Source organism: Haloarcula sp. H-hyl6 (assembly GCF_056934455.1).
This window is the reverse complement of sequence record NZ_JBRIIK010000001.1, coordinates 1,780,300-1,800,952: the sequence shown is the minus strand read 5'-3', so window position 1 is coordinate 1,800,952 and position 20,653 is coordinate 1,780,300. Positions and strand designations below refer to the sequence as shown.

21 protein-coding genes are annotated in these 20,653 nt (G+C 68.8%); 12 read left to right on the top strand and 9 right to left on the bottom strand.

Going from position 1 to position 20,653, the window contains the following annotated elements; all coding sequences use genetic code 11:
• Positions 1 to 13: 13 nt before the first annotated feature.
• From hisB to Hhyl6_RS09465, 5 genes are read left to right on the top strand one after another with little or no spacing between them, the layout of a single operon-like run.
• The gene (gene hisB, locus Hhyl6_RS09485; protein ID WP_483738960.1) at positions 14 to 601 is read left to right on the top strand and encodes an imidazoleglycerol-phosphate dehydratase HisB; all 588 of its coding nucleotides are present in this window, start codon (positions 14 to 16) and stop codon (positions 599 to 601) included.
• Positions 602 to 605: 4 nt separating this feature from the next.
• On the top strand, positions 606 to 1,109 hold the full coding sequence (gene trpY / locus Hhyl6_RS09480) for a TrpY family transcription regulator (RefSeq protein WP_483738959.1): 504 nt from the start codon (positions 606 to 608) through the stop codon (positions 1,107 to 1,109).
• 32 nt (positions 1,110 to 1,141) lie between these two features.
• Positions 1,142 to 1,489, top strand: a complete 348-nt coding sequence (locus Hhyl6_RS09475) for a 2Fe-2S iron-sulfur cluster-binding protein (RefSeq protein ID WP_483738958.1) — start codon at positions 1,142 to 1,144, stop codon at positions 1,487 to 1,489.
• A 32-nt stretch (positions 1,490 to 1,521) separates the two neighbouring features.
• Complete coding sequence (locus Hhyl6_RS09470) at positions 1,522 to 2,133, top strand: IMPACT family protein (protein WP_483738957.1); 612 nt, start codon at positions 1,522 to 1,524, stop codon at positions 2,131 to 2,133.
• Positions 2,134 to 2,172: 39 nt separating this feature from the next.
• Positions 2,173 to 4,206, top strand: coding sequence for a S9 family peptidase (locus Hhyl6_RS09465; protein ID WP_483738956.1), 2,034 nt, complete (start codon positions 2,173 to 2,175; stop codon positions 4,204 to 4,206).
• A gap of 201 nt (positions 4,207 to 4,407) precedes the next feature.
• Here Hhyl6_RS09465 and upp read toward each other — a convergent pair whose 3' ends face one another.
• The 5 genes from upp to Hhyl6_RS09440 all read right to left on the bottom strand — a co-directional run bounded on the left by upp (position 4,408) and on the right by Hhyl6_RS09440 (position 10,312).
• Entirely contained in the window at positions 4,408 to 5,085 is a 678-nt protein-coding gene (gene upp, locus Hhyl6_RS09460) for a uracil phosphoribosyltransferase (protein ID WP_483738955.1), read from the bottom strand.
• 73 nt (positions 5,086 to 5,158) lie between these two features.
• A complete protein-coding gene (locus tag Hhyl6_RS09455; RefSeq protein ID WP_483738954.1) occupies positions 5,159 to 7,876 on the bottom strand; it encodes a TRAP transporter permease in 2,718 nt (905 codons plus the stop codon).
• Positions 7,873 to 8,361: a DUF1850 domain-containing protein gene (locus Hhyl6_RS09450; RefSeq protein WP_483738953.1), complete on the bottom strand. Its 489-nt coding sequence runs from the start codon at positions 8,359 to 8,361 to the stop codon at positions 7,873 to 7,875. The genes Hhyl6_RS09455 and Hhyl6_RS09450 overlap by 4 nt, the downstream gene beginning before the upstream one ends.
• A gap of 55 nt (positions 8,362 to 8,416) precedes the next feature.
• Positions 8,417 to 9,484 carry a TAXI family TRAP transporter solute-binding subunit gene (locus Hhyl6_RS09445; protein WP_483738952.1) on the bottom strand — a complete coding sequence of 356 codons (1,068 nt, stop codon included), beginning with the start codon at positions 9,482 to 9,484 and terminating at the stop codon, positions 8,417 to 8,419.
• Positions 9,485 to 9,619: 135 nt separating this feature from the next.
• Complete coding sequence (locus tag Hhyl6_RS09440) at positions 9,620 to 10,312, bottom strand: type 1 glutamine amidotransferase domain-containing protein (protein WP_483738951.1); 693 nt, start codon at positions 10,310 to 10,312, stop codon at positions 9,620 to 9,622.
• Between the two features lie 128 nt (positions 10,313 to 10,440).
• Here Hhyl6_RS09440 and Hhyl6_RS09435 point away from each other — a divergent pair, with 128 nt between their 5' ends.
• Together Hhyl6_RS09435 and Hhyl6_RS09430 are read left to right on the top strand one after the other, a co-directional pair.
• Positions 10,441 to 11,151 (top strand): DUF5828 family protein, encoded by a 711-nt coding sequence (locus Hhyl6_RS09435; RefSeq protein ID WP_483738950.1) that lies wholly within the window; start codon positions 10,441 to 10,443, stop codon positions 11,149 to 11,151.
• Positions 11,152 to 11,430: 279 nt separating this feature from the next.
• Positions 11,431 to 12,630, top strand: coding sequence for an anion permease (locus Hhyl6_RS09430; protein WP_483738949.1), 1,200 nt, complete (start codon positions 11,431 to 11,433; stop codon positions 12,628 to 12,630).
• Between the two features lie 3 nt (positions 12,631 to 12,633).
• On the opposite strand, the gene Hhyl6_RS09425 is transcribed toward Hhyl6_RS09430, so the two are convergent.
• A complete protein-coding gene (locus Hhyl6_RS09425; RefSeq protein WP_483738948.1) occupies positions 12,634 to 14,034 on the bottom strand; it encodes a hemolysin family protein in 1,401 nt (466 codons plus the stop codon).
• A gap of 92 nt (positions 14,035 to 14,126) precedes the next feature.
• On the opposite strand from Hhyl6_RS09425, the gene Hhyl6_RS09420 reads away from it, so the two are divergent.
• Genes Hhyl6_RS09420 through Hhyl6_RS09410 form a run of 3 tightly spaced genes read left to right on the top strand, consistent with a single transcriptional unit; the run spans position 14,127 to position 15,513 of the window.
• Entirely contained in the window at positions 14,127 to 14,396 is a 270-nt protein-coding gene (locus Hhyl6_RS09420) for a glutaredoxin family protein (protein WP_483738947.1), read from the top strand.
• Positions 14,396 to 14,911, top strand: a complete 516-nt coding sequence (locus Hhyl6_RS09415) for a redoxin domain-containing protein (protein ID WP_483738946.1) — start codon at positions 14,396 to 14,398, stop codon at positions 14,909 to 14,911. The genes Hhyl6_RS09420 and Hhyl6_RS09415 overlap by 1 nt, the downstream gene beginning before the upstream one ends.
• Before the next feature lie 2 nt (positions 14,912 to 14,913).
• Entirely contained in the window at positions 14,914 to 15,513 is a 600-nt protein-coding gene (locus tag Hhyl6_RS09410) for an L-threonylcarbamoyladenylate synthase (RefSeq protein ID WP_483738945.1), read from the top strand.
• Position 15,514: 1 nt separating this feature from the next.
• Here Hhyl6_RS09410 and Hhyl6_RS09405 read toward each other — a convergent pair whose 3' ends face one another.
• Together Hhyl6_RS09405 and Hhyl6_RS09400 are read right to left on the bottom strand one after the other, a co-directional pair.
• Entirely contained in the window at positions 15,515 to 16,174 is a 660-nt protein-coding gene (locus Hhyl6_RS09405; protein ID WP_483738944.1) for a CRISPR-associated protein Cas4, read from the bottom strand.
• 42 nt (positions 16,175 to 16,216) lie between these two features.
• On the bottom strand, positions 16,217 to 16,837 hold the full coding sequence (locus Hhyl6_RS09400; RefSeq protein WP_483738943.1) for a conditioned medium-induced protein 4: 621 nt from the start codon (positions 16,835 to 16,837) through the stop codon (positions 16,217 to 16,219).
• Positions 16,838 to 16,981: 144 nt separating this feature from the next.
• Here Hhyl6_RS09400 and Hhyl6_RS09395 point away from each other — a divergent pair, with 144 nt between their 5' ends.
• On the top strand, positions 16,982 to 19,063 hold the full coding sequence (locus tag Hhyl6_RS09395) for a (Fe-S)-binding protein (protein ID WP_483738942.1): 2,082 nt from the start codon (positions 16,982 to 16,984) through the stop codon (positions 19,061 to 19,063).
• Between the two features lie 110 nt (positions 19,064 to 19,173).
• Complete coding sequence (locus Hhyl6_RS09390; protein ID WP_483738941.1) at positions 19,174 to 19,905, top strand: competence/damage-inducible protein A; 732 nt, start codon at positions 19,174 to 19,176, stop codon at positions 19,903 to 19,905.
• Here the strand turns inward: Hhyl6_RS09390 and Hhyl6_RS09385 are convergent.
• Complete coding sequence (locus Hhyl6_RS09385) at positions 19,902 to 20,534, bottom strand: DedA family protein (RefSeq protein ID WP_483738940.1); 633 nt, start codon at positions 20,532 to 20,534, stop codon at positions 19,902 to 19,904. The genes Hhyl6_RS09390 and Hhyl6_RS09385 overlap by 4 nt on opposite strands.
• Positions 20,535 to 20,653 lie beyond the last annotated feature (119 nt).

Below are 20,653 nucleotides of genomic sequence, written 5' to 3'. Positions count from 1 at the left end.
TCAGAGTCAACGTATGAGCGACCGCACGGCGGCCGTGACCCGCGAGACGGCCGAGACGGACATCGAGGTGACGCTCGACGTCGACGGCGACGGCGACTCCACCGTCGACACCGGCATCGGCTTCTTCGACCACATGCTCGACTCCTTCTCGACGCACGGCCTGTTCGACCTCACGGTGCAGTGCGACGGCGACTTGGAAATCGACGACCACCACACCGTCGAGGACGTGGCCATCACGCTCGGCCAGGCCTTCGCGGAGGCGCTGGGCGAGAAACGCGGCATCGTCCGCTTCGCCGACCGGAAGGTCCCGCTAGACGAGGCCGTCGCCAGCGTCGTCGTCGACGTCTCCGGCCGGCCCTACTACAGTTTCGACGGCGAGTTCTCGCAGGCCGAGGTGGGCGGGATGACCAGCCACATGGCGAAACACTTCGGCCGGTCGCTGGCGACCAACGCCGGCCTGACCCTGCACTGCGGGGTCACCGGCGAGAACGCCCACCACGAGATAGAGGCGCTGTTCAAGGGGCTCGCGCGGGCGCTGGACGACGCCACCCGCATCGACGAGCGGCGGTCGGACGTGGCCTCGACGAAGGGCGAACTGTAGGCGGATGTTCGACCAGATTATGCGGAAGTTCGAGGACTCGCCGGGCCAGCAGGCCGTCGTCCGGCTCCTGCTGGAGCGGGGGTTCTCGGTCAACGAGGACGGCCGCGTCGTCTCGGGCGGAATCGAGATTCCGAACACCGGCATCGCCCGCGAGGCCGACGTAGACCGCCGGGTGGTCAACGCGACGACGGAGGCCATCCTCGAGGACGAGGAGTTGCGGCGCATCTTCAGGAACATCTCGGCGGTGCCGAGCCTGCTGGACCTGGCGCCCGTGCTGGACCTGACAGCGATGACCGTCCACGTCCGGGCGGCAACCGAGTCGGGCATCGTCGCCGAGGTCACGAGCGCCATCGCCGACCGGGGTATCCCCGTCCGACAGGTGCTGACCGAGGACCCGGAGTTCACCGACGAGGCGGTGCTGTACGTCATCACCGACGAGGAACTCCCCGGTGACCTCATCAACGAGATTCGGACGATGCCGTTCGTCCGGACCATCGAACTGGCCTGAGTCCTTTTCAGTTCGCGGCCCGACCGCCCGGTATGCGCTCCCCCGTCACGGTCACCGTCGAGACGCCCGACGGCGCGGTCCGCGAGGTCGTCGCCGAGGAGGGTCGCGTCCTCCGGGACGCTCTCCTCGACGCGGGCATCAGTCCCCACGGCCGCTACGCGAGACGACTCAACTGCGGCGGTCGCGGCCTCTGTGCGACCTGCGGCGTCCGACTGGCCGACCCGCGGGACCCCGACCACTGGCACGACGACCTCGCGGACCGCTTTGGCTACCCACGCCTGTCCTGTCAGCTACGGGTTCGCGACGGGATGCGGGTCCAGATACCGGACAAGCGCGTGTGGGGCGGCCGCGAGACCGGCGACGCGTCCGACGAAGGATAAGGGCTATTCGCCCGCCGGGAGTACCGACGGGCGTGGCAGACAGCTATCGGACCGTCGCGGAACGGGCGGCCGCGCGCTTCGAGGTGCAGGGCTCGGAGTTCATCGGCCACCTCGCGCCCGCCGAGACCGTCGCCGAGGCGGAGGCGTTCGTCGAGGAAATCGGCGAGCAGTACGCCGACGCGACCCACAACGTGCCGGCCTATCGGGTGCGGGCCTCGCCGTTCCGGGAGTACTCGAGCGACGACGGCGAACCAAGCGGGAGCGCCGGCAAACCCGCGCTGAACGTCCTCCAGCAACGCGAACTGGAGAACGTCGTCGCCGTCGTCACCCGCTACTACGGCGGGACGAATCTGGGGGTCGGCGGGTTGGCCCGGGCGTACGGGCGGGCCGTCAAAGAGGGCGTCGACGCCGCCGGCGTCGTCGAGTCGGTGCCCCACGAGCGGTTCACCGTGACCGTCGAGTACGACGACTCCGGGAGCGTCCGCGGCCTGCTGGAGTCGGCCGACGTGACGTTCGAGGCCGACTACGAGGCCGAGGTCACCTTCGCCGTCCGAGTGCCGACCGAGGAGGGGGCGGCGCTGCGTGACCGCATCCGCAGTGCGACCAGCGGTCGGGCGGCCATCGACACCGACACGGACCGCTGAGGCCCGAACGGCTTTCACCGACCGGCCACAGGGTGGGGTATGACCGGCCGACCCATCGAGGCCGCCGACTACCACGACATCGCGACGCCACAGGACCCGCGACTCTCCCCCGACGGCGACCGGGTCGCCTTCGTCAGGCAGGAACCCGCGGACGCGGAGAACTACGAGCGGACCGTCCACGTCGTCCCCACCGACGGCGGCCCGACGCGTCGGTTCACGCTCTCCGATGGCGAGGACGCCGAACCGCGGTGGTCGCCCTCCGGGGACCGTCTCGCGTTCACCTCGACCCGAGGGGCCGACGACGACCGACAGCAACTGTGGGTCCTCCCGACCGACGGCGGCGAGGCCCGCCAAGTGACGGACGTGGTCGGCGGCGTGGGCGACATCGAGTGGCACCCCGACGGGACCCGCATCGCGTTCGTCCAGCGAGTCGCGCCCGAGGACAGGGACGCGGACCGTGACCTGTCGGTCCCCGAGGGCTACGAGCGCGAGGCCCCCGACCCCCGCGTCGTGGACCGGACCGTCTACCGCTCCGCGCAGGAGTACTTCGACGGGCGACGCCCGCAGGTGTACGTCGCCGACCTCGGAGACGACGCGGTCCGGCGGGTGACCGCGTGCGACCACGACCACGCGAGTCCGACGTGGGGCGACGACGAGACGCTGTACTTCGCCGCGAAGGCCGCCAGCGAGGACCCGGACGACGACGTGCACTACGACGTCGTGGCCGAGAACGTCGAGACGGGCGACCGGGAGAGGGTCCACCGCTCCGCGGGGTGGAGCCTCTCGCTCGCGGCCACCGCCGACGGGCGGGTCGCCCACTGTTACAACGACCCCGAGCGGGCGGGGATGCAACCGACCAGCCTCCACCTCTACGACCGGGCGACCGACGACTGCCACGACGTCACGGCGAGCGTCGACCGCTCGCTCGGCCTCGATACGGCCCCGGTGTGGGGACCGGACGGCGAGACGCTGTACTTCACGACGCCGGACGAGGGACACACGGCCGTGTGGGCGACCGGCGACGGCGGGCGGGCCGACCCAGAGCGCGTCCTCCGGGGCGGGAGCGTCGAGGGCGTCCACCCCGGCCCGGACGGACTGGCGCTCGCCCGGAGCGAGGCCGACCACCCCGGCGACGTGTTCCTGCACGCCGACGGCGAGACGCGGCGACTCACCCGCCTCAACGAGGGGTTGCTGGACGAGGTGGCGGTCGGCGACCCCGAACCCGTCGCCGTCGACTCCGAACGGGGCCGCGTCGAGGGGTGGGTGCTGACGCCACCCGGATTCGAGGACGACGAGGAGCAGTCTCCGCTGGTCGTCGAAGTCCACGGCGGCCCCCACCACATGTGGACCACCAGCGGGACGATGTGGCACGAGTTCCAGACGCTCGCGGCCCGCGGGTACGTCGTCGCGTGGGCGAACCCTCGCGGGTCCACGGGATACGGCGAGGCGTTCACGACGGCCATCGAGGACGACTGGGGCGGGGTCACCCTGACGGACGTGCTGGCGGTCACGCGGGACGTGGCCGACCGACCCGGCGTCGACGCGGAGCACGTCTTCCTCACCGGTGGCTCCTTCGGTGGCTACCTCGTCTCGTGGGCCGTGGGCCACACGGACTACTTCCGGGCGGCCGTCGCTCAACGGGGCGTCTACGACCTCTCGGGGTTCTACGGGTCGACCGACGCCGCCTACAAACTCGTCGAGGGGGACTTCGGGACGACGCCGTGGGAGGACCCGGAGAAACTGGCGGCCCACTCCCCGGTCACGCACGTCGACGGCGTCGACACGCCGACGCTGGTACTCCACTCGGACCGGGACTACCGCACCCCGGCCAACACCGCCGAACTGTTCCACCGGGGCCTCCGCAAGCACGGCGTCGACACGCGACTGGTCCGGTACCCCCGCGAGGGCCACGACATGAGTCGGTCCGGGGAACCCGGCCACGTCGTCGACCGCATCGAGCGCATCGCCCGCTGGTTCGACGGGTACTCCCCCCACCACGACGCGGCCCGGGCGCTCGACAGACCGGCGGACGCGGGCCTGTCGGCCGGCGACGCGGACGGGTCCGGCGAGTGACAGTTCGACAGACGACGACTCCAGCCCGCCCCTGAGTCGTCATGCGCCCGTCCGACGCCGTTTCGGGTGGAAGTCGAAACCCGTCGCTGTCGTCCGATTCTCCAACTGAAGGAAAGGGGTTCGACAGGCGACGAATCCGTCGGCGAAACCGCGGTGGCACGTCTGTTGTGCGACCCCACTAAAAGGGGTTTCGGGTCGCGCTCAGTCCGTGCGGAACGCCCGGTCGCCGGCGTCGCCCAGTCCCGGGACGATGAACCCCTCCTCGTTGAGTTCCTCGTCCATGGCCACCGTCAGGAGGTCCACGTCGGGGAACGACTCGGAGATGCGGACGATGCCCGGCGGGGCCGACACCGCCGAGAGGACGATGAGTTGCTCCGGGTCCGGCGCGCCCTCGGTGATGTGTTCGAGGACGGCGGCCATCGTCGACCCCGTCGCCAGCATCGGGTCGGCGATGATGACGGTGTCCTCCGGGCGAATCTCGGGCAGTTTCACGTAGTCAACCGAGATCGGGAACTCGCCGTCCTCGTTCATCCCCGCGGACTCGTCGCGACTCGCGGAGATGACTCCCTGCCGGGCGCGGGGGAACGCCTTCAGTAGACCCTCCACGAACGGCGTCGCCGCCCGGAGGACGTTGACGATGACCACGTCGTCCAGTCCCTTCACGCGTTCGCCCATCGTCGTCGTCAGCGGGGTCTGAATCTCGGTGTACTCCGTCTCCATCCGGCCGTCGATGATCTCGTAGCCGCAGATGCGGCCCAGTCGGACCAGTCCCTTCCGGAACTCGACCTGTTCGGTCTCCACGTCGCGGAGTCGGGAGAGTTCGTCCTTCGCCAAGGCGTGCGTGACGACGGACGCGTCGCCGCGCTCTTCGATGGTCATACGCGGGGACTCGGCACGCGCCGATTAAACTGTGACGACATCCGGGTCGGCCGGTAGCGCGACGGTGCCCCGGTCAGGCCGGTTCCGCCCCGGCCGTCGAGTCAGTGACCGCCTCCCCGCGGCGGCGGTTCTCCAGTACGAGCGCGGCGAACAGGACGAGACCGACGGCCCGCAGGCCGATGTCCACGACCAGCGTCACCTCGCCGCCGCCACCGGCGCCCACCAGTCCGAGGAGGTCGTACGTGGCCGAGACGGCCAGTCCGGGCGCCATCAGCAGGAGCGAACTCACAGCGAAGGCGACCCGCTGGCCGCGGCTGACGGGGGCCTCGACGTAGCCGATGACCGTCGCGGCGAGGGCGACGACGCCGAGGAACACGCCCACGACGGGAATCACCACCTCGAAGACGGCGAACCCGAGGTCGGCGAAGTCCGCCAACTGGACGACGCGGTACTGTTCGCCGAGCGGGAGTTCGTCGGCGTTGGCCTTCCGTCGCAGGAGGACGATGCCGGGCGAGAGGATGAACGCGAACGGGACGATGGCCTTGTTCAGCGACAGCGAGAACGCCTCGATGCCCGTCTGGAAGGCGTCCGACTTCGCCACTCCGGAGGCCGCGTAGGCCGCGACCGCGACGGGTGGCGTGATGTCCGCGATGACGCCGAAGTAGAGGATGAACAGGTGGGCGGCCAGTTCCGGGACGCCGAACCCGACCAGCGCCGGCGCGAGCAGAGAGACGAGGATGATGTACGTGACGGTGGTCGGCATCCCCATCCCGAGGATGATGGAGGCGACGGCCGTCACCAGCAACAGCAACACGAGCGACCCGCCGGCGACGGCCCGGATGAGCGCCACCAGATTCGGGCCGAGGCCGGAGACGCTGATGACGCCCGGGATGATGCCCGCCGCGGCGACGGCGATGACCACCGGAACGGCCGTCCGCGCGCCGCTCTCCATGGACTTCCCGAGGAACACGGTGAGTCGGTAGAGGCCGTTCTGCGCCCACTCGGACCGGCCGATGGCGTCGGCCGTCGTCTCGGCGGCGTCGCCCACGGCGTCGTCGAACGAGAGGACGGGCGCGTCCAGATACGGCCGCGTGGCCAGCGTGAGGACGCCGGCCACGATGGCCATCCCGCCGAGGCCGCCGACGGTGGCCGCGAACGCCGCCTGCGGGGACTGGCCGCCGGTGCCGGCACCCAGCAACGCCCCGAGGAACCCGACGCCCGCGAGCAGTTGCGCGACGAAGTTGGCGACGAACAGCGCGGCGAAGATGGCGGCGAGTCGCCCCCGCGTCTCGTCGCTGTATGCCGCTACGAGCGCGACCAGCGCGCCGATGGCGATGAGCGTGAACCACGCCGACCGGGCGACCGAGAGGCGCTCGACGATGAGGTAGAACAGCAGGAGGCCGATGGGCAGGAGGTAGAACCACCCGCTCTTGAGGTGTTGCCGGATGTCGACCAGTTCCGATGGGTCGAGGCCACCGATGTGTTCCTTGGTCGCCTCGAAGTGGACCATCACCCAGACGCCGAAGAAGAAGACGATGGCCGGGATGGTCGCGGCGATGATGACGTCGCGGAACGGCGTCACGGTGTACTGGACGATGAGGAACGCCGCGGCGCCCATCACCGGCGGGAGAATCTGTCCGCCCGAGGACGCGGAGGCCTCGACGCCGCCGGCGAACTCCGGCCGGTAACCCGACCGCTTCATCAGCGGAATCGTGAACGCGCCGGTGGTGACGGTGTTGGCGATAGAGGACCCGGAGATGGTGCCCATGAACCCGCTGGCGAGGATGGACGCCTTCGCTGGCCCGCCCCGGCGGGTGCCGGTCGCGCCGTACGCGAGGTCGATGAACCACTGGCCCGCCCCGGACATCTCCAAGAACGCGCCGAAGAGGATGAAGATGTAGATGAACTGCACGGAGACGGTAACCGGGATGCCGAACACGCCGTTCTCCGTGTTGTACCAGAGGTTCTGGACGATGGAGTCCCACGCCAGCGGCGGAATCGAGAGGACGCCGACGTAGGCCGCGTCCTGCGGGATGAGGAAGCCGAATCGGGCGTAGACGACGAACGCGGCGACGATGACCATCAGGTAGAGGCTGATGGCACGCCGGGTGGCTTCGAGCACCAGCAAGACGCCGACCACGCCCAGCACGAACGCGTAGGAGGTGTCCGCGAGCGGTCCGAGCAGTCCGGCGAGCGGTTCGAGGAAGGTGAACACCTCCTGTATCGGCCGCCCGGACTCCAACCCGAGCGCGCGCATCCGCTGAATCTCGCTGAAGTCGGTGATGAAGTACGCCGCCGCCAGCACCGAGACGCCCATCAACACCACGTCGAACGGCGTCACGCGTTCGAACTCCGGGTCGACGAACAGCCACGCCAGCGCCCCGCCGACGGCGCGAACCGCGCGGGTCCCGGGGTGGTCGGCCCCGAGTCGGTCGTCGAGCCACGCCGCCAGCGCCACGCACCGGCGCGAAACCGGCCCGTCGCCCGTCGTCGTCGGGTACAGCAGGAAGGCGAGCACCAACCCGAACGCGACGTGGACGGCGTTAATCTGGAGGAGTTGGAGCGCCGCGAACTGAACCGTGCCGAGACCCGGCAGGTCGATGGAGAGGACGAACCCCTTCGCCGCCAGCCACATCTGGAACAGCGAGAAGGAGATGCCGACGACGGCGACGGCCACCGCCGCGGCACCCTCTAGGGACCGCTTGCGCTCTATCTCCTGTAGCACCTCGTCTACCTCTTCGTCGGTGACGGTGCCGGTCTCGGCCGAGTCGTCGGGTGGTGTCGTGGTCATGTGTCGAGTGAATCTGTGGCGACGGCGAGCGGCGAGCGCCGTTCGAGGTGGAGGGTGACCGAGCGTTCGTCCGTGAGGGCGACGAGGTCGTAGGTTTCGTCGCCGACGTGGAGTCGATGGCCCGCCACGTCACCGGGTGCGACGGTGACGCGGGCGTACGACCCCGGTGGGTCGTAGACGAACGTCCCGTTCTCCCGCGTGACGTTCGCGTCGCTGGGCAGGCCCCAACCGTAGGACTCGAACTCCATCCGAGTCATCACGAGTCGGTCGCCCCGGACGGTGTAGCCGTCGTAGACGCGGGTCTTCTCGACGCTGTGGGTGTACGAGAGCGCCACCGTCGTCCCGTTCTCGACGGGGGCCGTCAGGTACGGCTCTCCGGTCTCGGCGTCCTCGACGACGAGGACACGCTGGGTCGGGACCGCCGAGGCCGTCCCGAGGGCGAGCACTGCGACGAACGCGAGTGCGAGAGCGACGCGCCGATTCATACCGGCGGTCCGGAGCGAACGTGGTTGTCGGACGGTGCGGACACCACGGGTCGGGTCAGGCGTCGAAGTACGCCGCCGCCCCGGGGTGGAGTTCGATGGACATGCCGTCCTGGGCCGACTCCTTGCTGATGAAGTCCGTCTTGATGGTGAGTTGGTCGACGTTGTCGAAGATGGCCGCCGTCACCGTCTCCACCGTCGATTCGGACAGTTCCCTGCGGGTCGCAATCATCGCCTGCACGGCGACCGTCTGGACGTCGTTCTCGACGCCGGTGTAGGTGCCGCCCGGGATGGTGTCGTCGGAGAACCAGGACGCCGCCTCCTTGACGGCCTCGCGGTTCTGGCCGCGGATGGGGACGATGACCAGGTCGTTCGTGTTCGCGAGGTCCTCGATGGCGCCGACGGGCCACCCGCCGACGACGAACGCCGCGTCGATGTCGCCGTTCCGCAACTGGTCGGCCGCCTGCGAGAAGGAGGCGTTCTGTTCGGTGAAGTTCGAGATGCCGACGGCCTCCAGAATCTGGAGGGCGTTGACCTGCGTCCCCGACCCGAGGTCGCCGGTGTTGATTGTCGCTCCCGAGAGGTCCGACAGTTGCGTGATGCCGGTGTTCGCCAGCGTCACCACAGTGATGGTCTCGGGGTACAGCGTCGCGACGCCCATCAGGTTGTCCACGGCGTTGCCCTGGAACGCGTCGATGCCGGTCCCGTTCTTCGCGAAGGAGGCGATGTCGTTCTGGATGAGCGCGAAGTCGGCGTCCCCGCTGGCGAGGTTCCCGACGTTCTCGACGCTCGCGCCCGTCGACTGGACGTTCAGCGTGAACTCCGTGTTCTCCTCGACGATGGTCTTGAACTCGTTCGAGAGCGGGAAGTACGTCCCCCCGGTCCCGCCGGCGTGCCACGACAGGCGCGTCTCCGTCGAGCCACCGTCGCCGCCGTCGCCGGTGGTCTCGGTGCCGCCGTCACCGCCGTCACCTGTCGCCGTCGTCTCCGTCTCGGCCCCGCCGTCGCCGCCGTCACCGCCGTCGCCGCCGTCGCCGCCACAGCCTGCGAGGGCGACGACGCCTGCCAGTCCGGCGGCCCGAACGAACCGCCGTCGCGTAGATTCCCGTATGGGTTCTCGTGACATACACCGAGAAAGTACCCCCGGCTACGCACTAAGCTATGCACAGGTTACAGCGACTCTAGGCGCGAATCGACCGGGTTTCTCGGAGTTCGGACCGGTACCGTCGAACCGAGCGACGACACCCGACTCTCCGTCGCGTTAGGCGGGCCTTTCCACGCCCAGTTCGTCGAGGAGCGTCCGGGCAGCCTCGGCCGAGGACGGCGGGCCGCGGGCAGTTATCAGGTCGCCGTCGACGGTGACGCTCGTGTCGTCGTCGAGTTCGGCGTCCCAGTTCGCGCCGACCGCTTTCACCTCGTCCTCGACCCAGTAGGGGAGTTTCCGGCCGTCGGGCATCAGGTCGTCCTCGTCGACGATTCCCTCTTCCCACGCGTTCGGGAACCCAGTGACCGACCGGCCGGCGGCGAGGAACCCGCCGTCGCTGTCGCGGGTGAAGGCGAGGATACCGACGGCGTGACAGACGACGAGGGCCTTCCCGTCGTCGCTCTCGACGGCGTCGCGCAGGAGTCGGCGCGCGTGCTTGTCCTGATTGACGTCCCACTCCGTGCCGTGGCCGCCGGGGAAGACGACGGCGTCGAAGTCGGCGGCGTCGACCCGCGCGATGGGCGTCGGGTCGTTGAGTCGCTCGTCGTTCTCGTGGACGTCCATGATGTGTTCGGCCGCCTCCTCGCCTATCTCGTCGGGGTCGACCGAGCGCTCGTCGATGACGGGTTTGTCGCCCGTCGGCGTGGCGACGGTGACGTCGACGCCCGCGTCGGACAGGGTCGTCAGCGGTTCGATACACTCCTCGCCCCAGTAGCCGTGCTCGCTGACTACGAACAGTGTGGATGGCATCGCCAGTGCCTATGCGGGCGACCCTGATAAGTGGCCGCCGGCCACCGGGGCGGAAACGCTTAACACGTCAGAGGCACAAGACGATGCAAGCACGGTATCAGGCCGTCTTCCCACGAATTCGTTTTACAATGGCAGACATCGAAGAGAGCGTCTCCGGATTCAAGACACAGGGTGGTTGGGTCGACGTGGTCGAACACGGCGAGCGCATCACGCAGGCGCTCAAAGACCTCGTGGCCGACGACGACGTGACGGCGGACATCGACGCCGACGCGTTGAGCGACTTCGACGAGTGGCGGCCGAAGAGCCACGAACGGCTCGACGAGGACGTCAACGAGAAGACCGCAGAACAGGCCAGCGTCGACGAGGGCCGAGGAGAGCAGGCGGGGAAAGAGCCCGACGAGGACCTCCAGACCGCCGGCGAGAAGTTGAGCGAGTCCTACGAGAACTTGGACGAACCCGACGAGGCGATAGACAAGTGGAGCGAGTCCGTCGACTACGTCGCCCGCGCCGCCGACTCCGCCGGCCGGAAGGCCCTCCGGAAGGTCGAGGACACGGTCTACCGCAACGTGATGACCCAGATTGCACCGTACTACTTCGACAACGAACTCGTCAGCGCGAACCTCCGGCGCATCGGCGGCGAGGCCCGCCCGGAGTACGTCTTCGAGGTCAACGTCAACGACGACGACCTGAAGATGCGCGTCTCCAACCGACTGGCCGACTACGACCAGTCCGTCGACCGCTGGCACGTCGACACCGAGAAGGTGACCGAGGCAGTCGAGGCCGCCGAAGGCGTCGACGCGGTCGAACCGGGCGAGGAGACGGACGCGAAGACGAACTGAGCGCAGTCTCGTCTGTGCGCCGCCGTCTTCCAGCATCGCCGACGCCAAAACGAACTAAGGCGGTCTCCGTGTCGCCCACGCCGGTTTTGCGTCCGTGTAGTGGTCGAACGGCGACGCTCGAACGGTCGCCAACTCACGCCGCGGCATCGGTTGACGATGGAAAGAGAGCACCCGCGTCACTCTCCGTGTGAAAAGTTGCCATACCCCTTCGTTTCGAGTGGAGATAGGCGGCGACGCGAGCGGTACTCTCATTGCGGGGAAGGGCAAACGCCGGTGTAGATGGTAGCGACGAGTGTGCTGGCGACGCTGGTGGTCGCGGCAGCGGCGAGTCTGTTCATGGCGTGGGCCATCGGGGCCGGGTCGTCCGGGTCGACGCCGTTCGCCCCGGCCGTGGGAGCGAACGCGATTTCTGTGATGCGGGCCGGGTTCTTCGTCGGCCTGCTGGGGTTGGCCGGGGCGGTGTTGCAGGGCGCGAACGTCACCGAGACGGTCGGGGGCGGCCTCGTCCTCTTCCCCGAGGGCGGCGGCCTCTCGGCCGTCGCCGCCATCGTCGCGTTGGTCACCGCCGCCATCCTCGTCGCTATCGGCATCTTCACCGGCTACCCCATCGCGACGGCCTTCACCGTCACCGGGGCCGTCGTCGGCGTCGGACTGGCGATGGGCGGCGAACCCGCGACGGCGAAGTACGTCGAAATCGTCTCGCTGTGGGTCGCCGTGCCGTTCGTCGGCGGCGGTATCGCCTTCTCGACGGCGTGGCTCCTGCGCCACGAGTCGGTTCCGGAACCGCTGATGGTCCCGGCCCTCGGCGGCCTCGTCGCCGCGCTGCTGGCGAACGTCCGGTTCGTTCTGCTGGCACCGGGTTCCGCGCAGGCGTCGGTGGCCGAGGCGGTGGCCGCCGCGCTCGGAACGCCGCCGCTCCCGACGGTGGCGGCCGTCACGCTCCTCGTCGCCGCTATCGGCGGGGGCCTCCTCTACCGCGACATGAGGGCCGACCCGGCGGCCGGGCAGCGCCACTTCCTGTTGGTACTCGGTGGCCTCGTCGCGTTCTCCGCCGGCGGGAGTCAGGTCGGACTGGCGCTCGGACCGTTGCTCCCCCTGCTGGGCGAGGGGCCGACGGCGGCCATCCCGATTACGGGCGTCCTCCTGTTCGGCGGGGTCGGCCTCCTCGTCGGGTCGTGGACCGGTGCTCCGCGGATGATAAAGGCACTCTCGCAGGACTACTCCTCGCTCGGGCCGCGCCGCTCTATCGCGGCGCTCATCCCGAGTTTCGTCATCGCCCAGACCGCCGTCTTCTTCGGCATCCCCGTCTCGTTCAACGAGATAATCGTCTCGGCCATCGTCGGGTCGGGCGCGGCCGCCGGCGGCGGCGAGGTGAGTCGCGAGAAGATGGCCAAGACGGTGCTGGCGTGGGTCGGGTCGCTCGTGTTGGCGTTCGGAGTGAGTTACGGGGCGTTCATGGCGTTCACGGCGCTCCTGTGAGCGTCACTCGGGTTGGGCTTCCTCGGCGTCGGACTCGGCGTCGGCGGCCTCCTCGTCCTCTCGGTCGAGGCGGACCACGCGGGCTTTCATGATGCGCGTGTTCTCGACCTGTTCGACGCGAATCTCGACGCCGTCGTAGGTGATGGTCTCACCTTCCTCGACGAGGCGACCGGCGCGGTTGAAGATGAACCCGGCGATGGTCTCGAACTCCTCGCCCTCCGGCAAGTCGAGTTCCAACGCCTCGTTGACCTCCTCGATGTTGACCTCGCCTTTGACCGTGACCGTGTCGTCGTCGACGTACTCGATTGGCTCTTCCTCCTCGCCTTCGAGAATCTCGCCGACGATTTCCTCGGTGAGGTCCTCCATCGTCACCAGTCCCTCCGTGGTCCCGAACTCGTCGATGACGATGACCATGTGCATGCGCTCTTTGCGCATCTCCGTCAGCAGGTCGTCGACGTTCTTCGACTCGGGGACGTGCAGCGTCGGTTCGATGAGGTCCTCCAGGACGATGTCCTCGGGGATGGCCTCCCCGTAGTTCAGGTCACGGACCAAATCGCGGATGTGGACGACGCCGATGACGTTGTCCAGACTCCCCTCGTAGACGGGCAGGCGGGCGTGGCCGCTCTGGATACAGGTCTCTAAGGCTTCGCGCACCGAGTCCTCCTTGGCGACGGCGGTCATGTCGAGTCGAGGGGTCATGACCTCCTTGGCGATGGTGTCGTTGAACCGGAGGGTCCGCTGGAGCATCTCGCGTTCCTCCTCGTCCAAGACGCCCTCGCGTTCGCCCGTCTCGATGATGTCCTGAATCTCCTCGCGGGTGACGTAGGACGTCTCGATGGCCGAGCGGCCCCCGGTTATCTTGTTGACCACCCGCGTCAGGTAGTCGAACAGGAGTATGAGCGGGAGCAGGAACTTCTCGGCGGCCTTCAGCGGTCGCGCGATGGTCAGCGCCCACGACTCCGTGTTCTCGACGGCGTAGCTCTTCGGGGCGCTCTCGCCGAACAGCAGGACGATGGCGGTGATACCGAAGGTGGCGACGGCGACGGCCTGTCCCTGCGTGAGGTACATCGCGAGCAACCCCGTGGCGATGGAGGACATCGCGATGTTGACGAGGTTGTTGCCCACGAGGATGGTGACCAGCAGGCGGTGCGGGTCGGACTTGAGGTGTTTGAGCGTCTTCGCGCCCGGGACGCCGTCCTCGACGAGCGCCTCCGTCCGGTGTGCGGGCAGGGAGAACATCGCTATCTCCGAGGAGGAGAAGAACGCCGACAGGACGATGAGCAAGACGATGGTGGCGAGACCACCGAACAACACGGCGCTCTGCGGGATGGGGATGCCCAGCACCTCCACGGCCTGTAGCATCGCTATGGGCGGCTCGAACGTCGCTGGTGGGTCCAAGGCCATCAACGGTCGAAGTTGTAAGTGCCGGGGATTAAGGCTTGTCATGGTCCGACCGCCGAAGCCCTTACCAGCGTCTCGGGCCAACGAGCGTCCGTATGAGCGACCCCGACATCACACTCTACCGGTTGCAGGCGTGTCCGTACTGCGAGCGCGTCGTGCGGAAACTCCAAGAACACGGGCTGGAGTACCGCTCGCGGTTCGTCGAACCGATGCACTCGGAGCGAGACGTCGTCAAGCGACTCTCCGGAAAGCGGACCGTCCCGGCCATCGTCGACGAGAACACGGGCGTCACGATGAGCGAGAGCGCGAACATCGTCGAGTACATCGAGCGGACGTACGGCCGCGAACAGGGGGTGGAGGTCTGATGGCGGACCTCGACTTCGACGTCGTCGAACTGGACGAGGCCGACCACCCCGAGGCGGGCGAGCGAGCGCCGGACTTCACCCGGCCGCTGGTCACCGACGAGTTCTGGGAAGACGTCGCCCTCTCGGACCTCTGTGCCGAGAGCGACGCCCCCGTCGTCCTCGTGTTCCACGCGATGGACGGCGCGTTCCCGGCGACGTACGTCTGGAACGAGATTCGCGACCGGGGATGGCACGAGGACGCGACGGTCGTCGGCCTCTCCATCTCGACACCGTACGCACACAAGGACCTGCTCGAAGAGCGGAACATCGAGGGCGACTATCGGCTCTACTCCGACCCCGCCAACGGCGTCGCCGAGCGGTACGGCATCGCCATGGACCTCGATGGAATGGCAGGCCTCGCGGAACCGCGGCCCGCCGTCTTCGTCCTCGACTCTGACCGGACCGTCGAGTACGCGTGGGTCGGCGAGGAGTGGCCCTCCTTCCCCGACTACGACGCGGTCGAGGCCCAGTTGTAACCGTGCCCGAAGACGTATCCGAGGCCGACCTCGAGGCCGCGGCCACGGCCATCCGGGCCGGCGACCTCGTGGTGTACCCGACGGAGACGGTGTACGGACTGGGGGCCGACGCGACCGACGCCCACGCCGTCGAGAGCGTCTTCGCCGCGAAGGGGCGCTCGCGGGACAAACCCGTCTCGCTGGCGGTCCCGGACGTGGACGCCGCTCTCGAGTACACCCGGCCGACCGAGCGCGAGGAGCAGTTCATGCGCGAGTTCCTCCCCGGCCCCGTCACCGTCGTCGTCGAGCGACGCGAGTCGGTGCCGGACGTGTTGACCGCCGGCGCGTCGCGGGTCGGCGTGCGCGTCCCGGACCACCCGGTCGCGCTCGCACTGCTGGCGCGGGTGGCACCGCTGACGGCCACCAGCGCGAACGTCTCGGGCAACCCGAGTGCCCGCACCGTCGCCGAACTGGACGAGATACGGGACCGGGTGGCCGTCGTGCTGGACGCGGGCGAGACGCCCGGGGGACAGGGCTCGACCGTCGTGGACGTGTCGGCGGAGACCATCCACCGCCGGGGCGCCCGCGCCGACGCCGTCGAGGCGTGGCTGGCCGACAACTGACTCACAACAGCGAGCGGAGCGACCGCGTTCTGACGCCGCAGTCCTCCCGGTACTCGCAGGGGCCGCACTTCGCGTCGTTGTCGACCCGGGCGGGCGGCCCGTCGATGCTCTCGGCGGTTCGGAGCGCCCGACGGTAGACGCCGGTTCGGCGTGCCGTCACGTCCACGGCCCGCACGACGCCGTGGGCGGGGTACTCCGCGAACGCTCGCTCGATGGGCCGCTCGCGCGCCCACGAGAGCGCCTTCGCCGCGGCCACCAGTCGCACCGTCTGTGGCTCCCAGACGCCCTGTTCGGGCGGGCGGCCGGCGAAGACCAGCGACGGGACCGCCCCCGCGTCCGTCCGGACGAGTTTGTGCGCGACGCCACGGGCGTCCTTCCCCGAGAGGTAGACGTCGCGGTCGGCGGGGTCGGCGAGTGCGTCCCAGTCGGCGAGACGGTCCCGCGCGTCGCGGAGGCGCTCTCGGACGGTGGTCGGGTCGGCCTCTATGGGCGCGGTCAGCAGGGCGGCGTCCTCCGCGAGAAGTCGGTCGTAATCGAACGCGAGGTCACGTATCGCGCCGATTCCCTCGGGGACGTCCGGCGGGCCGTCTCGCCGTCGGTAGTAGAGCTTTCGGGGGCAGTAGGCCGCGGTTTCCAACTCGCGGAAGGTGTGGTCGGCCATGGCCGTCGCTGGCCCCGTCACCGTTCAAAAACGTTCGCCGGGTCACATGGAGACGTCGGCGTCCGAATCCAGCGAGTCGATGTCCTCGGTGGCCTCGTCGAGGCCGCTCTCGCGGACGGCGGCGGTCAACTGCGTCGAGAGGCCGGCCTCCGTGAGGACGTCCTCGAACTCGCTCTGGAAGCGGTGGCTCACCCGGCGCGCGGCGGCTTGCGCCTCGACCACGCGGCGGTAGTGGGCGGCGGTGTCGGCGTCGACGTCGAACGTCTCGGCCAACTCCTCGGCGGTCGCACCGTCGACGGTCCGACGGCGGAACGCCGCCAAGTCGAACTCGGCGTCGGCGTCGTCCCCTTCGCGGAGTAGATGCAGGTCGAGGCGGGCCGTCAGCACCGACGACTCGTCGACCCCGAGGTCGGATGCGATAGCGTCGTCCTCGCGGCCCTCGTAGAAGCCCCGGACGACCGTCACGAGAGCGTCCTCGTCGAGGCCCGTGCGGAACTCGTAGCGGTCGCGCATCCGGGCGACCACGTCGGCGAGTCGCTCGTCGACCGTCGACTCGTCGACGTCGGTCAGTGACCCCCGGGACGCCTCCTGTGACTCCGTCACCGTCCCCTCCCCGGAGACGTCCATGAAGATGTCCCGGAGTTCCTCGGTCTTTTCGTCCATCGGACCGGAACCTTCCACTCCGGAGGTATATAGTTGTTTGGTGGGCGACGAATTTCTGCTAGAAACTTTCAACCGTTTATACGTTCTCGGGGACGGCACCGGTTCGTGGTAAGCTTCAAGTGAGCGCGTACCACGTGGTACAGTATGTCACTCGCGTTGCAGACGACCACGCGGCCGACGTTCTGGCGCATCGGTCCCGTGGGGAAGGTGCTCTTTTACTACCTCGCCGCGCTTGCCATCCTCGTGTTCCTGTACGGCGTCTACGGGCGCGTGGCGCGGTACGCGCGGGCGAGCGAGGACCCGTTCGACCGACTCGACGGCCTGCCCGACCGGGTCATCACCGCGGCCCGGTTGGCCCTCTCCAACCGGAAGCAACTCGACCGCGACACCGTGGCCGGCGTGATGCACGCGTTCGTCGTCTGGGGCTTTCTCACGCTGCTCATCGGGACGACGATTCTGGGCATCGACATGGACCTCTACCGGCCGCTGACCGGCGAGTCCTTCTTCGTCGGCCGGTTCTACCTCTCGTACTCGTTCGTGATGGACGCGATGGGCTTGCTGTTCGTCGTCGGCGTCGGCGTCGCTCTGTGGCGACGGTACGGCCGGCGGATGGACCGACTCCACGACCGGCACACCTCCCGCGAGGACGACCTGTTTCTGGGGGCACTATTCGTGCTGGGCGTCGGCGGCTACCTCACCGAGGGAGTCCGGATTCTGGGCACGTCGACGGTCCGTGACGTCTCCTTCGAGACGGTGAGTTTCGTCGGGTGGTTCGTCAGGGACGTCCTCCTCCTCGCAGGCGTGACCCCCGAGATGGCTGCCGGGGCCTACCCGTTGGTCTGGTGGAGTCACTCACTGGTGGCGCTGTGGTTCGTCGCGTGGATTCCCTACGCCAAGCCGTTCCACATGCTCTCGTCGTTCGGGAACCTCGTGGCCCGCGACGAGAAGGCCGGCGTCCGCCTGCCGGGCGTCCCCGAGGACGCCGCCCCCGAAGACATCGGCCCCAGCGAGATAGACGACTTCTCGTGGAAGCAGTTGCTGGACCACGACGCCTGCACGAAGTGCGGCCGGTGTTCGTCGGTCTGTCCCGCGAAGGAGGCGGGACGGCCGCTGGACCCCCGAAACGTGATTCTGGACCTGAAACGGTACCGCGAGGACCGGGACGCCGGCGGCGAGGACGTCCCCATCGTCGCCGACGGGGGTACAAGCGTCATCGACGCCCGCACGATGGAGTCCTGTATGTCCTGCATGGCCTGCATGGACGCCTGTCCGGTGGACATCGAACACGTCACGCAGTTCACGGAGATGAACCGACGGCTCACCGAGTCGGGCGAGATGGACGAACACGTGCAGGACGCGATGATGAACGTGTTCCAGCACGGCAACACGTTTGGCGACCCCGAACGCAAGCGCCCGGACTGGACCGACGACCTGGACTTCGAGGTGCCCGACGCCCGCGACCAGCCCGTGGAGTACCTCTGGTACGTCGGGGACTACCCGAGTTACGACGAGCGCAACCAGGCGGTCGCGAAGGCCCTCGCGCGGGTGTTCGAGGCCGCCGGCGTGGACTACGGCATCCTCTACGAGGCCGAACAGACCGACGGCAACGACGTGCGCCGGGTCGGCGAGGAGGGCCTCTACGAGATGCTCGTCGAGGACAACGCCGCCGCCGTCGCGGACTGCGAGTTCGAGTCCATCGTCACGACCGACCCCCACTCCTACAACACGTTCGTGAACGAGTACCCCGAGTTCGACGCCTGCGAGTGGGAGAGCGAGGACGTGTTCCACTACACGCAGGTCGTCGCCGACCTCGCCGAGTCGGGCGCGCTGGGCCTCCGGGGCGACGAACTGGACTACACGGTCACCTACCACGACCCCTGCCACCTCGGGCGGTACAACGACGTGTTCGAGGCCCCCCGTGACCTCGTGGACGCGACCGGGTGTGACCGCCACGAGATGCCGCGCAACCGCGCCGATTCCTTCTGCTGTGGCGGTGGCGGCGGCGGCCTCTGGATGGACTTCGAGGAGGAGACCAAACCCAGCGAGGAGCGCCTGCGCGAGGCGCTGGAGGACACCGACGCCGGGGAGAGCGTCGAGAAGTTCGTCGTCGCCTGCCCGATGTGCATGACGATGTACGAGGACGGCCGCAAGACCGGCGGCTACGAGGACGACATCGAAATCGTCGGCATCACCGAACTGCTGGCCGAGGCGGTCGACGCCGAGTAATCAGACCGTCGCGGACCGGTCGGCGAGCGTCTCGTGGTCGGCCGGAACCGCCGACACCGACGACGGCTGAGCGAGCGAACCCTTACCTCGCTCGCGCGCGACCGACCGATATGGACGTAGCGTTGCTCACCGTCGGCGACGAGTTGCTGGCCGGCGACACCGAGAACACGAACGCGACGTGGTTGGCCCGGCAGTTGACCGACGCGGGCGCGACGGTCACGCGGATTCTCACGGTTCCCGACGACGAGGCGGTCATCGCCGACGCCGTCGCCCGGTACCAGGCGGCCTTCGACGCCGTCCTCGTGACCGGCGGCATCGGCGGGACACCGGACGACGTGACGAAGGCCGCCGTCGCGCGGGCGTTCGACCGCGAGATGGTCGTCCCCGAGGAGGTCCGCGCCCACCTCGAAGCGAAGGCCGAGCGGTTCGCCGAGGCCAACCCCGAGATGGTCGATCGGTACGACATGGACCTCGACTTGGACGCGTGGGCGGGCGTCCCGGAGGGCGCTCGACCGCTGTTGACCGACGAGAGCTTCGCCGCCGGGTGTGTCGTCGACGGCGTCTACGTCATGCCGGGCATCCCGGAGGAACTGAAGGCGATGTTCGCCACCGTCGCCGAGGAGTTCGGCGGCGACCGGACCACCGAGACCATCCACACGCCCGCGCCGGAGGGCGCCGTCGTGAGCACCATCACGACGGCCCGCGAGCAGTTCGGCGTCGCCGTCGGCAGTTACCCCCGGAAGGCCGACACGCCGGGACGGGTGAAGGTGACCGGCGACGACCCCGAGAGCGTCAGGGAAGCGGCGTCGTGGCTCCGCGAGCGCATCGAGACGGTCGACTAGAGCAGTTCCAGCACGCCCATCGACGCCGCCATCAGGAGGAGTTCGAACGAGAGGGTGCCGAGCGCCGACAGCGGGACGAAACGCTTGGTCTCCATCCCCGCGACGCCGGCCGGCACCGTCAGCATCCCCCGGGTGAACAGGAGCGTGTTGCTGAGCGGCACCGCCAGCAGGCCGAAGCGGTCGAACATGTGGCCGAAGCGGTCCATCCGGCCCTCGCTGACCCGGAACCACGGCCGGTCGAGGAGCCACTCGCGGCCCCCGCGCTTCGCCAGCAGGAACAGCGCCGTCTGGCCCGCCGTCGCGCCGAGGACGGCCACCACGAGGATGGCCGCGACAGTCGGCACGTCGTACCCGCCCCCGGTCTGTGCGAGGACGGCGACGGCCGCCGGGACGAGCGCCTCGCTGGGCGCGAAGTAGAGCAGCATCGCCCCTTCGAGGACGAAGACGAACAGGAGCGCCACGAGTCCGTACCGCTCCAGTAGCCGCTCGGCGTAGGCCGTATCGCCGAAGACGTACAGCGCGATGCCGACGACGCCGAGAGCGGCGAACAGGCCGGCGACGACCAACAGGCCGTAGTCCTCGGCGAACGTTCGGACCGGGCCGCGGACGTCGGTGGCGTCGGTTGCCATCTATCCGACCAACCGGCCAACGCGAACATAGGTTTTCTGCATACAGACGTAGCGATGAGAGCGGTGCGCACACCGAGTCGCGGCCGCGACACGACGGCTGAGGACGACGCGAGGTTTTT